Source organism: Psychrobacter sp. S1-30-MNA-CIBAN-0213 (assembly GCF_040309845.1).
Classification (GTDB): Bacteria; Pseudomonadota; Gammaproteobacteria; order Pseudomonadales; family Moraxellaceae; genus Psychrobacter.
The window spans coordinates 42,499-55,028 of sequence record NZ_JBEOPE010000016.1; the positions used below are offsets into that span (position 1 = coordinate 42,499).

Annotated in this window: 12 protein-coding genes; 8 read left to right on the forward strand and 4 right to left on the reverse strand. The window is 41.0% G+C overall.

Annotation, left to right across the window (positions count from 1 at the left end):
* Positions 1–81 precede the first annotated feature (81 nt).
* From AAEY87_RS12785 to AAEY87_RS12805, 5 genes are all read left to right on the forward strand, one after another.
* Positions 82–510: a hypothetical protein gene (locus AAEY87_RS12785; protein WP_350657452.1), complete on the forward strand. Its 429-nt coding sequence runs from the start codon at positions 82–84 to the stop codon at positions 508–510.
* Between the two features lie 267 nt (positions 511–777).
* On the forward strand, positions 778–990 hold the full coding sequence (locus AAEY87_RS12790; RefSeq protein ID WP_057758834.1) for a cold-shock protein: 213 nt from the start codon (positions 778–780) through the stop codon (positions 988–990).
* 253 nt (positions 991–1,243) lie between these two features.
* Positions 1,244–1,828 (forward strand): DUF421 domain-containing protein, encoded by a 585-nt coding sequence (locus AAEY87_RS12795; protein ID WP_068326096.1) that lies wholly within the window; start codon positions 1,244–1,246, stop codon positions 1,826–1,828.
* A 331-nt stretch (positions 1,829–2,159) separates the two neighbouring features.
* Complete coding sequence (locus tag AAEY87_RS12800) at positions 2,160–2,909, forward strand: electron transfer flavoprotein subunit beta/FixA family protein (RefSeq protein ID WP_068034649.1); 750 nt, start codon at positions 2,160–2,162, stop codon at positions 2,907–2,909.
* Positions 2,910–3,002: 93 nt separating this feature from the next.
* Positions 3,003–3,935: an electron transfer flavoprotein subunit alpha/FixB family protein gene (locus AAEY87_RS12805; protein ID WP_068326099.1), complete on the forward strand. Its 933-nt coding sequence runs from the start codon at positions 3,003–3,005 to the stop codon at positions 3,933–3,935.
* Positions 3,936–4,039: 104 nt separating this feature from the next.
* Here AAEY87_RS12805 and AAEY87_RS12810 read toward each other — a convergent pair whose 3' ends face one another.
* Together AAEY87_RS12810 and AAEY87_RS12815 are read right to left on the reverse strand one after the other, a co-directional pair.
* Complete coding sequence (locus tag AAEY87_RS12810; RefSeq protein ID WP_350657453.1) at positions 4,040–4,834, reverse strand: TrmH family RNA methyltransferase; 795 nt, start codon at positions 4,832–4,834, stop codon at positions 4,040–4,042.
* A gap of 132 nt (positions 4,835–4,966) precedes the next feature.
* Positions 4,967–5,950, reverse strand: coding sequence for a class 1 fructose-bisphosphatase (locus AAEY87_RS12815; RefSeq protein ID WP_350657454.1), 984 nt, complete (start codon positions 5,948–5,950; stop codon positions 4,967–4,969).
* 405 nt (positions 5,951–6,355) lie between these two features.
* Between AAEY87_RS12815 and AAEY87_RS12820 the strand changes: the two genes are divergently transcribed.
* From AAEY87_RS12820 to AAEY87_RS12830, 3 genes are all read left to right on the forward strand, one after another.
* The gene (locus AAEY87_RS12820; RefSeq protein WP_350657456.1) at positions 6,356–7,444 is read left to right on the forward strand and encodes an aspartate carbamoyltransferase catalytic subunit; all 1,089 of its coding nucleotides are present in this window, start codon (positions 6,356–6,358) and stop codon (positions 7,442–7,444) included.
* A gap of 127 nt (positions 7,445–7,571) precedes the next feature.
* Positions 7,572–8,753, forward strand: coding sequence for a dihydroorotase (locus AAEY87_RS12825; protein ID WP_068038965.1), 1,182 nt, complete (start codon positions 7,572–7,574; stop codon positions 8,751–8,753).
* Entirely contained in the window at positions 8,746–9,306 is a 561-nt protein-coding gene (locus AAEY87_RS12830) for a DUF2127 domain-containing protein (RefSeq protein WP_350657457.1), read from the forward strand. The genes AAEY87_RS12825 and AAEY87_RS12830 overlap by 8 nt, the downstream gene beginning before the upstream one ends.
* A 152-nt stretch (positions 9,307–9,458) precedes the next feature.
* Here the strand turns inward: AAEY87_RS12830 and AAEY87_RS12835 are convergent, their stop codons facing one another.
* Together AAEY87_RS12835 and AAEY87_RS12840 are read right to left on the reverse strand one after the other, a co-directional pair.
* Positions 9,459–10,730, reverse strand: a complete 1,272-nt coding sequence (locus AAEY87_RS12835) for a cation:proton antiporter (protein WP_068326109.1) — start codon at positions 10,728–10,730, stop codon at positions 9,459–9,461.
* Between the two features lie 154 nt (positions 10,731–10,884).
* Positions 10,885–12,504, reverse strand: a complete 1,620-nt coding sequence (locus AAEY87_RS12840) for a DUF2254 domain-containing protein (RefSeq protein ID WP_350657458.1) — start codon at positions 12,502–12,504, stop codon at positions 10,885–10,887.
* Positions 12,505–12,530 lie beyond the last annotated feature (26 nt).

The following is a 12,530-nucleotide window of genomic DNA, read 5'->3' on the forward strand; positions in this document are numbered from 1 at the left end:
TTTGCTGTGGCTTAACAAGCTTAAACATAGTGACGTCCAAGTTATCTTTTTTCTTTTCATTTATATTATAGGTTGTGTGCTGTGCAAATATCTTTTCCAGACTGGCTGACACCGCAATTCGCATATATCTTTTTCAGTGCCGTAGTTGCCGTTCTGATTTGGGTAGAGGGTGAAATGCTTAAGCGCACCAATGGCAAACTACCCAAATCTCTATTTTTCCAATTTAGCTCACTATTAGATACATCTTGGTTCTTTGTCTCTGTAGTAATGATGTATGTCATTGATTTGACACCATTAGCAACTACGTTGCCTGCAGCTTATGGACTTTATACAATATTTGGTTGGATTTATGGTACACGTTTACTTAAGCTTCGTGGTATTCCAGATTCTCCAGAAGACTTAGTGATACCTTCTAAATATATTGCTTACAGTCAATCATTTTCGTTGATATTCTTTGGATTGTGTTTGTTAGTATTGACCTCTCCTTGGTTACCTGTTTTAAATCAATAATTAAATAAGAATAGTTTTCATGTTTAATTACATAAGTTCATCAAATTACCAACTTTACATTTACAAAACCTGCTAATTTAACATACCATTGACAATAAAAACTGCTATACTACAACTGTACTCAGGGAACTTTAGACAGAAATAGTTGAATATCATTAAGATATAATGCTATTTAGTCTGAGCTTTAGCTCATGATTCGACTGAGTATTTGTCAATTAATCGGTGATGACACAAGTCTCGCCAACAGTTAAAGAGTTAGGAAAATTTATGTCAGATAAAGTTGAAGGCACTGTAAAGTGGTTTAATGAAGCTAAAGGTTTTGGTTTTATCGCTCAAGACAATGGCGGACAAGACGTATTCGCTCACTACAGCGCTATCCAAGGTAACGGTTTTAAAACTCTAGCCGAAGGTCAAAAAGTGTCTTTCATCTTAGGTGATGGCAAGAAAGGCCCACAAGCTGAGCAAATCGAAGCTATCTAATCTTACTTATTATTAATTTTGACCGATTTATCAGTCATTGTTAATACTAAAAGATTCTATATAAGCCAAGATTGATTTGTTGTATAACAACAAACATATTGTTTAGACTGTATATTAAAAGCAACCTCTTATCAGGTTGCTTTTTTTTGTCAAAAAAACGAGTCCATAGCTTTGTTTAAAGTGCTTAATAATCTATTTAATAATAAATATTAAATCATTAACTATCAGTAAAATAGTGCAATAAGGTGATATTATGAAATGGGAAGCGTGGTTTTCAATTGATTGGCAACAAGTATTCGGCATCTCTTTATCTGCCATAGGTTTTTATGTTGGCCTAATGATATTTACGCGCTTTATGGGACTACGTAGTTTCTCTAAGTTATCAAGCCATGACTTTGCAATGACGGTAGGTATTGGTAGTATTTTGGCATCAACAGTATTGTCTGATTCGCCATCATTACTACAAGGGTTGTTTGCAGTTGGCGTACTGTTTATCATTCAAGGGCTTGTCTCAATTATAAGGCGCAAAATTAAACCATTAAAAGCATTGATTGATAATCAACCGATTATCCTAATGGCGCATGGTGAGTACTTTTGGGATAATCTGAAAGAAGCCAATTTGAGTACTAGCGATGTACAACAGGTATTGCGCAAAAATAGTATCAAGTCAAAATCACAGGTCTTTGTGGTGATTATGGAAACGACTGGCGATATGAGCGTGATTAAAAACGATGATGTAAGACCTGATTGGTCATTATTTGACGACGTGCGTGATAGTGAGATGCTAATTAATCCTGCTAAAACTGCACCAATAAAAGATGCTTTGAACAATGCTTAGCTAAACTATGTAATAATAAAATTTCAATAGAATAAAAGCCTAGGAATGCTACAAAGGTAAGAACTATTGAATTTTGAACAATAAAATCATGATATTTCACTAAAAACGCTATGTTTTAAATGAATAGTGACAAATTTATGACGCATTATTCACGGCGTTGTCTTGACCTTATCGAGATGCTCACGCAAGATAGTTAGGTCTAATAATCTAAGCCTGATGAGTAGTGGCTAGCAAACTCAGTCATGACTTTTAAGTAAGATTTTGAACCAAAATAAATCAATGGTTGTTGATTTATATTTTTTAATTCATAACATTAATAAACGAGGAACGTATGAAAGCATTAGTCGCGGTCAAGCGTGTCATTGATTACAACGTAAAAGTTCGTGTAAAAGCTGATAACTCTGGTGTAGATCTATCGAACACCAAAATGTCTATCAACCCATTTGATGAGATTGCAGTAGAAGAAGCAGTTCGTCTAAAAGAAGCTGGCGTGATCGATGAGATTATTGTAGCTTCAATTGGTCCAAAAGAATCACAAGAGCAGATTCGTGCGGCTCTAGCATTGGGTGCTGACCGTGGTGTTTTGGTACAAACTGATGCCAAGCCATATCCACTACAAGTCGCTAAGATTTTGAAGAGTATTGCTGAGCAAGAGAGTACTGATATTATCTTGTTGGGTAAACAGGCTATTGATGACGACAATAACCAAACAGGTCAGATGCTTGCTGCACTAATGGGTATCGGTCAAGGTACGTTTGCTTCAGAAGTGAAAGTTGAAGGCGACAAAGTAAACGTTACTCGTGAAGTCGATGGCGGCTTGCAAACAGTTGCGCTTTCACTACCTGCAGTTATCACTACTGACTTACGTCTGAACGAACCACGCTATGCAAAACTGCCTAACATTATGAAAGCGAAGAAAAAGCCGCTTGATGAAAAAACTCCAGCAGATTTTGGCGTAGACATGACCTCTAAGCAAGAAATCACTAAAGTTATGCCACCTGCTGAGCGTAAAGCTGGTATTACAGTGGCCTCAGTTGATGAATTGGTCGATAAGCTAAAAAATGAAGCAAAAGTAATTTAATATTTGCGATGGTGTTTATAGGGTTTCGATGTCCTAAACGCCGTATTTAAACAGCTATCTGACGACATGAACCAATAAATAAAGGACAAAAAAATGGCAATTTTGGTATATGCAGAACATGACAATGCCAGTCTAAAAAAGGCAACTTTGAATACAATTGCAGCTGCTAAGCAAATGGGTGACGACATTCATGTGTTGGTCGCTGGTAGCGGTAATCAAGCAGTCGCTGACGAAGCGGCAAAAGTTGAAGGCGTAAGCAAAGTACTACTAGCAGACAATGCAGCTTATGAGCATCAAATGGCAGAAAACATCTCGCTATTGGTTGCAGATATCGCTGGAGATTACAGCCATATCATCGCTCCTGCTACGACAACAGGCAAGAACTTCATGCCACGTACAGCGGCTTTACTAGATGTAAGCATGCTGTCGGAAATCTCTGCTGTCATAGATGCACAAACTTTTGAGCGTCCTATTTATGCTGGCAACGCGACTGCTACTGTTAAGACAACAGAAGATAAAGTGGTATTGACGGTACGTACAACTGCTTTTGATCCAGTCGCTGCTGAAGGCGGTTCTGCAACTGTTGAGACAATCGACAATATACAGGAATCTGGCAAATCAAGCTTCGTCAACGAAGAGATGGCTAAATCTGACCGTCCTGAATTGACGTCAGCTTCAATCGTCGTATCTGGTGGTCGCGCCTTAGCAAATGGTGAAAACTTCACTAAGTATATTGAGCCATTAGCAGATAAATTAGGCGCTGCTGTTGGTGCATCACGAGCCGCTGTTGATGCTGGCTACGTACCTAACGATATGCAGGTCGGTCAAACGGGTAAAATCGTCGCACCAGATCTATATATCGCTGCTGGTATCTCTGGTGCTATTCAGCATTTGGCAGGTATGAAAGACTCTAAGGTTATTGTTGCAATCAATAATGACCCAGAATCTCCAATCGCCAGTGTTGCTGATTATTTCTTAGAAGCTGATTTATTTGAAGCATTACCTGAGCTAACTAGCAAAATCTAAGTTAGACAGATAATCTATAAAAAATCCCGCTATCATCGATAGCGGGATTTTTTATGTTTAAACGCTAAGCTAATATAGCTATTTCACTTTAACTATATGTGAACTTAGTTGTAACGGCGCTGACGTAGCGTCTCATAAAGACATAGCGCCCCTGCAATCGCAACATTGAGGCTTTCTTGTCCATTGGGCTGTGGTAATGCAATAGGGGTGGCACATTGCATAAGCTCCTCGCAAACGCCTTGACCTTCATGTCCCATAATCCAAGCAGTAGGAGCTGTCAGATCATGCTCATAAATCAAAGTGTCAGTATGTGAGCTGGTCGCAAGCAATGGAGTTTGCACATAGTCTAAAATATCTTGACTACTCAAACCCTCATAAATAGTTAGCGCAAACTGCGCACCCATTCCTGCTCGTAGCGTCTTGGGTGACCATGCTTGTGCAGTTGCGCTAGTGCATAACACTGTATCAATACCAACCGCCGCTGCAGTGCGTAATAGCGTACCAACATTACCACTATCTTGTACATCGTTCAGGATCAGGCAGTCATAATCTATCATCGTTAAGCTTGGTGCTGGTATATTGATAATCGTCATGATATCAATACCTGTACCTAGGCTTCGAATGCTCTCATAAAGCGCGTCTGACAAAGTTAAGATACTAGTGTAGGTTGGTAGACGCGTTAAAATTTGCTGAACTTCAGGATGCTTGTGCGCTGATTCGGCTAGTAGTATTTGGACGAACGGATAGTCGCTACGTAGAGCCGCGTCAATAAGATGCACACCTTCAAGTACCGTCTGACCTTGTTTTTTACGCTGACGTGCCTGAGACAAAAGTGCTTTTACGAGCTTAACGGAAGTGTTTTTGTCTGAAGTGATTAGCTCGGTAGGTTCTAATGTCATAGTTGACTGCTTAAGAATAAAGGTAAAATTAACAACATCAAAAGTTAGCCAGTCCAAGTTGTTTTTTTAACATTGGTCTGGCTACTTTTGATGTATAGGGCGAAGTCATGAAAAGTAATAAAAAAGTATTACTTATTTATCACCATGCTTTAGATGTAAGTCTTTAATGTAGTCGACTTCGTTTTTACTACCAAGTACTACAGGGACACGCTGGTGAATATTAGTTGGAGCAATGTCTAAAATACGATTGGTCGCATCAGTTGCACTGCCGCCAGCACGTTCAATGAGTAGGCTCATTGGATTGGCTTCGTACATTAAACGTAGTTTGCCAGCTTTATGTGCATATTTGGTGTCAAAAGGATAAGTGAACAGACCACCGCGGCATAAGATACGGTGTACATCACCGACCATGGCTGCCACCCAGCGCATGTTGAAATCACGACCACGTACTCCGGTATCGCCAGCGATTAGCTCGTCAATGTACTGCTGCATAGGCGCACGCCAATAACGATAGTTTGAGCTATTGATAGCATATTCGCTGGTATCGGCATCGATTTGTACATTGTCTTCTACTAGCACATAATCGTCGCTATCTGGATCTAAGCTGAACATAACCACGTTATCAGCTACCGTCAATGCCAGCATGGTAGACGTACCATATAATAAATAACCTGCTGAAAGCTGTGCATTACCAGCCTGTAGGAAATCACTGTTCTCACTAGTTTGCCCTTGGCGCTGGTAGGGTAGAATAGAAAAAATCGTCCCTACTGCCATATTGATATCGATGTTCGATGAGCCATCAAGGGGGTCAAATAATACGAGCAAGCTACCATCGGCATTGGCAGGAGTGGCATCATCTAGCTCTTCTGAGGCGACACCAGCACAATGCTTGTTTTGTGCTAAAGCATCTAGAAGTAAGTCATTAGCCAATACATCAAGCTTCTTTTGTTCTTCACCTTGGACGTTTTGATTACCTGCTTCCCCTAAAATATCTGCCAGTGCTCCTTTTCTGAGCAGCTGTGAGATGGTTTTGCCGACTTCAGTAATAGTCGTAATTACATCGCCAACAGCGGAGTCGGTTTTTCGTTCTTTTAGATAATGTGCTAAGGTCGTCATAATACTTCCTAATAAATGAGATGAGTGGTAAAAGGTAGAGAAATAATAAGTTTTAAAATACAGTAGATTAAGCTTGTCACTTGGGTCATTCTAAATAAGCTAAGTATTCATTTAAATGAGTAAATATGCAAATAGCAGACACGTTATCTTTGTCCTGACTGCAAAATCAGCTACACTATATCTATTATTATTGATAATTTAGTTAGACTTGCCGCTTACTACTTGCCGTTTATTATAAGAAACATTAGTCTTTTTATAAAAGCGAATAAGGCCATGTATGCCAATGCGGTAAAGTGTAGCAAATAAGTGCCAATATGTCCTTGTGTCTGTACACATGGTGATGATTATAAATGAATAAACCGATATGATTGACTCGATATAAACCCATAATAAAGACTTACCATTATGCCAACTTCCAAGAAAAATATGCCTATCAATACTATATCACCATCCAAATATGCCAAATTCGATCACGATACTATTCACCAAAGACTCAACACTTCGCTTAGCTGCCCACAGCTAAATGAAGACGGTAGTCTGCGTCATTTCCTAGGGGTTGAAGGATTAAATAAAGCACAGCTACAAGCAATTATTGCTAAAGCAGAGACTTTTTTTGATGAAAATGGTCTGTTGGTTAATCGGCCTGAGCTTGATGGTTGTACAGTAATGAACCTGTTCTTTGAGCCGTCAACTCGTACTCGTACTACCTTTGAAGTAGCAGAAAAGCGTCTTGGGGCCAATGTATTAAACATCGATATTGCCCGCTCTAGTACAAAAAAAGGCGAGAGTTTACGCGATACGCTATGGAATTTGGAGGCAATGACAGCCGATATTTTTGTTGTACGTCATTCAGCATCAGGGGCTGCACATTTTATGGCGACTGAAGTGACACCGGATATCGCTATTATTAATGGCGGTGATGGCTGGCACGCACATCCGACTCAAGGTATGCTCGATATGTTGACTATCCATCGTGAAGCGCCGCGTCCATTTGAAGAGCTATCGGTGGCTATTATCGGTGATATTAAGCATTCTAGAGTAGCGCGCTCAGATATTAGCGCCTTAAAAACCCTTGGGGTTAAAGATATTCGTGTGATTGCCCCACGTACTTTATTGCCTAAAGGGATTGAGCGTTTTGGTGTTCAAGTCTACGAAGATATGAATAGCTGTGTGACTGACTGTGATGTCATTATGGGACTTAGAATTCAAAATGAACGTATTGGCTCACCGCTACTGGCATCATCAAGTGAATATTACAAACACTATGGTATTACACCTGAACGGGTTGCATTGGCTAAGCCTGACGCCCTAGTTATGCATCCAGGACCGATGAATCGTGGTATTGAGATTGCATCAAATGTGGCCGATGGCGCGCAGTCTGTTATTTTAAAGCAAGTAAGCAATGGTGTTGCGATTCGAATGGCGGTGCTCTCACTAGCCATGGAAGGCCAACGTGCCCACCAAGCGGCCAGAAATTCACAAAAAAACGAATAATCAGTAAAGGTAAAATTAACACTTTATGGTTTACGTTCGCCTGTTAAGCCTTTCTATTTTATTCATTTAATTATTATTGATATGGTAAAAAAAGCTCATGACTAACCCCATCACTACTGATGCGCAGATGACAGATTTACTTCCTAATGCTTTCAAAAAATCGTTACCGAGTGAGGCGATTGCTAAACTGGCAAATCTTGAGGCTGGTCGAGAGACTTGGCTGCTACCACCACTGGTGGATTTGTGTGCGCGTCTGCGAGAGCCTGGTCAGCAGCAGCATGGCACCCTAATTTCAGAAGGCCGTGCTGCCCGCGCTAATGGATTTTTGCATGTTATTACGCCACCCGATACAAGTCCTATCCTAGAAAATGGCTCGCTACTTAAAGGTCTTCGCGAACGTGCATTGCTCGATGGTGGTATCCATTTACATATTTTAGGCGCTTTGACTGAAGGCTTGCGAGGAGAGAATCCCTCGAATATCGCAGGCCTAAAAAAAGGTGGCTGTATCGCAGTCTCTAACGCGCGTAGGCCTTTTAGCAATGATTTGGTACTGCTACGCACCTTGGAGTATGCAGCAACCTTTGGCATGAAAGTATTCTTCTATCCTGATGAGGCAAGTCTGTCTGGTGATGGGGTAGCGCATGAAGGTTATATCGCCTCTTATCACGGACTACAAGGTATTCCTTGGATTGCTGAGACGGTAGCATTGTCCACCCAGTTACTGATGGTAGAAGAGACAGGCATTGCTGCGCATTTTAGTCAATTATCATGTAAGTCTTCAGTTGAGCTAATGCGCTGGGCGAAAGATAAAGGCCTGCCCGTGACTTGTGATGTGGCTATGCATCAGCTATATCTAACGGATGACAATCTAGAAGGCTTCAACGCCCAAGCTTATGTGCTACCGCCGTTGCGTAGTAACACGGATCAGCAAGCACTGCTTCGCGGGCTTAAAGATGGGACTATTGATGCAATTTGTAGTCATCACGAGCCTTTAAACTCTACCGCAAAAAAAGCCCCCTTTGCTGAGAGTACGCCTGGTATTTCAAACTTTGATACGTTTATGGCGCTAGCCTGTCAGTTAGTAAAAGATGAGGTGTTAACGCTAGAGCAGCTGGTAGACAAGATTTGCATTAACCCGGCACAAATTGCTGGTATAAGTAACAAATATGAAAGCATGGGCGGTGCAATATTGGTTGACCCTAACCTTGAATGGCAAGTGACGACAGATACTATGTTATCGAATGGCAAAAATACGCCATTCTTTAATCAGTACTTGCAAGGTCGAGTCGTGGAGACCTTCTTTGGCTAATTCGCCTCAGCAGAATGGTAACTTGCCACCATCTTCAGCCAGCAAAAACCATAAGTCTCTAGGAGATGATGACAATCTGCCGAGTAAAATGGATAGTGAGTCTAGTGAATCAATTAAGGCGGTGGCAATCTACGAGATTGTCAAAGGTACTGGTGCGCTGTCAGGTGCTTTTGCATTATGGTTTTGGCATACTGATCTAGAGCATTGGTTAGCCACGGCAACGGACTCATGGCAATATTATTTTGGAAACCTGCTGACCCCGCAGATTGACAGTGTTGTGCAACTGGCTCAGCAAGCAAGCAAAAATTGGCCACTTTTCATGCTATTGATTTTCGCTTACGTTAGTCTGCGTTTCATTGAAGCTTATGGATTATGGCAAGATAAGACCTGGGCATATTGGTTTAGTGTCATCGGTTATGGAATATTTATCCCTATCGAGTTGTACTACTTGATCGTTAGCCCGTTTGATTGGTTCAAATTGGGTATTTTGGTGTTAAATATTATTATTGTGGTTGTGGTCTATCGCAATATGAAGCGAAAGGGGTTGATATAAAATGACACACGAACTTTATAATCGTCCTTTTGTAATCACCATAAATTATAGCTATCATAGAAATTCTAGTGTGAAAACCAAAGAGCCAGCATTAAAGATAATATCTAGTGCTGGCCCTTTTTTTACATAGCTTAGCCATAAGTTGATTAAGCTTATAATCGATTTTGTTGCACAGGCTGGATCATTTTGGCAACTTTACCGATGCTTAGTCCTTGCACTAAGATTGAGAACACTACCACAGCATAGGTCAACGCTAACAAGATATCGCGCTCTGTGCCTGATGGTAACTGTAATACTAAGGCAACTGAAATACCGCCACGCAGCCCGCCCCATGTCAATACTTTCCAGGCACCTTCTGGTAGCTTCAATTGGCGGCTAAAGGTTTTAGTAGTCATGCCTACGACAATAAGGCGAGCAAGTAGGGCAATAATAATGGTCAAGCCACCAGCGATAAATAAATTACCTGAGTAGGCAATAACGACCACCTCAAGACCGATCAAGACGAATAAAATCGCGTTTAAAATCTCATCAATTAATTCCCAAAATAAATCAATATAATGGCGAGTCTTGTCGCTCATTGCCAGCTCACGACCACGATTTCCGACCATTAAGCCCATCATCACCATCGCTAGTGGTCCTGACAAATGCCAATGGCTGGCTAGCGCGTAACCACCTATCACGCCTGCAAGCGTCAATAGCACTTCTTCTTGATAGCTATCAATACTTTTAATCATGTAGTACAAAATGGCCCCGAGTATCAAACCAAAGATGATACCGCCACCCGCTTCAACAGCTAGAGTATGTGCCACATAATTAGCCGTTGGAATATCACCACTGGATAAAATGCCGAGCAATAAGACGAATATAACGACACCAATGCCATCGTTAAATAATGATTCGCCAGCGATGACAGTTTCAATGCTTTTTGGGGCACCTGCAGACGCTAAAATACCCATAACCGCAATAGGATCTGTAGGCGATATCAACGCGCCAAACAATAAGCACCAAATAAAAGGTAGCCCGAAGCCAAGTAACGGCAGCATAAAGTAAAGAGCAGTGGCGATAAGTACTGCTGACACTACGGTACCAATACAGGCAAGGATGCCAATCGGTAGTCTATAACGCTTCAAATCGCCAATATTTACGTGTAGAGCACCGGCAAATAAGAGCATGGAGAGCATGCCATCAAGCAATACTTCAGTGAAATCTAGCTGATCTAATAAACTAACCTCATAATCAATAAGCTGATCAAAGCCTAAAAAACCTAAAAATATCGCTACCATAGATAATACGATAGAGATGACCATCACACCAATAGTGGTTGGTAAACCAATAAAGCGGTGATTGATATAGGTCAATAAAGCGGTAATCGATAAAAAGATGGCGCTGATTTCGAGTATGGTTAGGCTGGTCGCAGATGCCATAAAAGAGGTCTCAAGTGAGTATGAAAAATTGTCGTAAGGCTAAAGGTTATTAAGCCCAGATACCGTGCTGGTTTAGTTGCTTTAACCTTCACTTATATTCGTAACTAATATATAACTAAACCTGTGCTTATATATTCGACTACACCATAACTATCTACCTTGATTGTGTCTGTAAGGCTTTATAAATGTGCGCATCGAACTCGCTAATATATTCAAAATGTTGATGTTGAGCATTATCATTATGAATAAACTGCCGTGCTTGTTGACACATAGCCAGCAAATCCTCTACTAGCTCCCTATAACTTAGGTTGGCTTGACCCGCGTGTTCAATCAAAGTCAGCTCACGTAATAATGTTTGCCGCTGTGCGCTATTTACTCGAGCATAATTTAGATCAGTTACTGCCTGACAAAGTGCCTTTAACACCATTAAATCAGTAGTAGCATAACGACGTATTTCACCCAGCGAGGTTTCGATAAAATCAGATATTTTTGGCGTTCGAGTAACGAGAGCCAGTATTGCTATTCGTGGCTGATTAACCGTAATATCAGATTCATCCTTGTCTTTTGGTGGCGTATAAAAATGATAAGGGCTAGGTGGCTGCCGACGCATCATTAAGCTCAAGCAAATAGTTAAGGATTGCACACAGTTTACCGCTGTCTTAGGATCGTTAATACCAGGAGATAAGGCTCGTACAGCAATTTCAGTTATCTGTCCTAAGCTTGAGCCAATATCATTAGAGTATGCCGACTGGCGTTCAAAGTGAAGACAAGTAGCAAAGCGTTGCCAAAATATTCCATCAGGTGTGTGTGGAGAGATTGCTAGCTGAGAGATTGTAGTCTTTTCTAGATTACTTATATGACCTGCTGGGCGCTGATAAAAATGCCCTATGACGTTTTTATCAGTGACAAAATCACCGAGATTGGTATGTAATTGCACCACGCCGCCATAGTCTTTTGCTAGGGTAATGAGTGACTCAAAATACATCTGTTGTAGATAGCCTGAGCTTGGTGCATAGATAGGAGTAGCGCGCCAAGAATGATAATGTTCAATGTCACTATCCGCTACATCTTGCTGATGCTGAATATCGCAGTTATCGCTATACCAGTAATGAATGTTTTTGATAGTGTCATTACTGGCTCCTTGAATGACACGTGACGCTTGAATAGCATGCACCATATGCTGTACAAAATAAACCAACAACAATGCACAAACAATTGCCATAAAGATAGCAAAGGTTACTGATAGGTGCGGCACACCAAAATCCACATCATACTTATGAATAGATTTTAAAACCAACAAGCTATAGCTAAACGTACCGATGAAGGCACCAAGCACGAACTGATTTGATTTATCAGTCAGAAAGTTACGTAAGAGTCGTGGCCCAAACTGTGACGAGGCCATAGAAAGGACGGCAATGGTAATCGAAAAAGTGGTACCAGCTACGCCTAATACCGCTCCTGCAATCGTGGTCATAATAGATCTTGCAGAGGAATCATCACCTGTAAAAGCAAAACTAATATCCCTAACGGTTGCACGATCAAATTGTTGATCGATAGCGATGAACAAAGGTGCTAACAGTAATCCTGTCAGCACACAAGCAGTTGGAATGAACCAATAAGAGCCAATCAGCTGCTGCCATAGATTTCTTAAGCGATCAGGTAAGTCCGTTAGTGTCTGTAGCGACCATAACTGCGTAAACTGCTTTAGCCAATAGAGACTTGCCGTTAGTACACGTTTGAGCAGATTATCTTTTGTGTCGTCAGTCACTGCCATAGGCTCCAAAGGATTTGTGATAGATT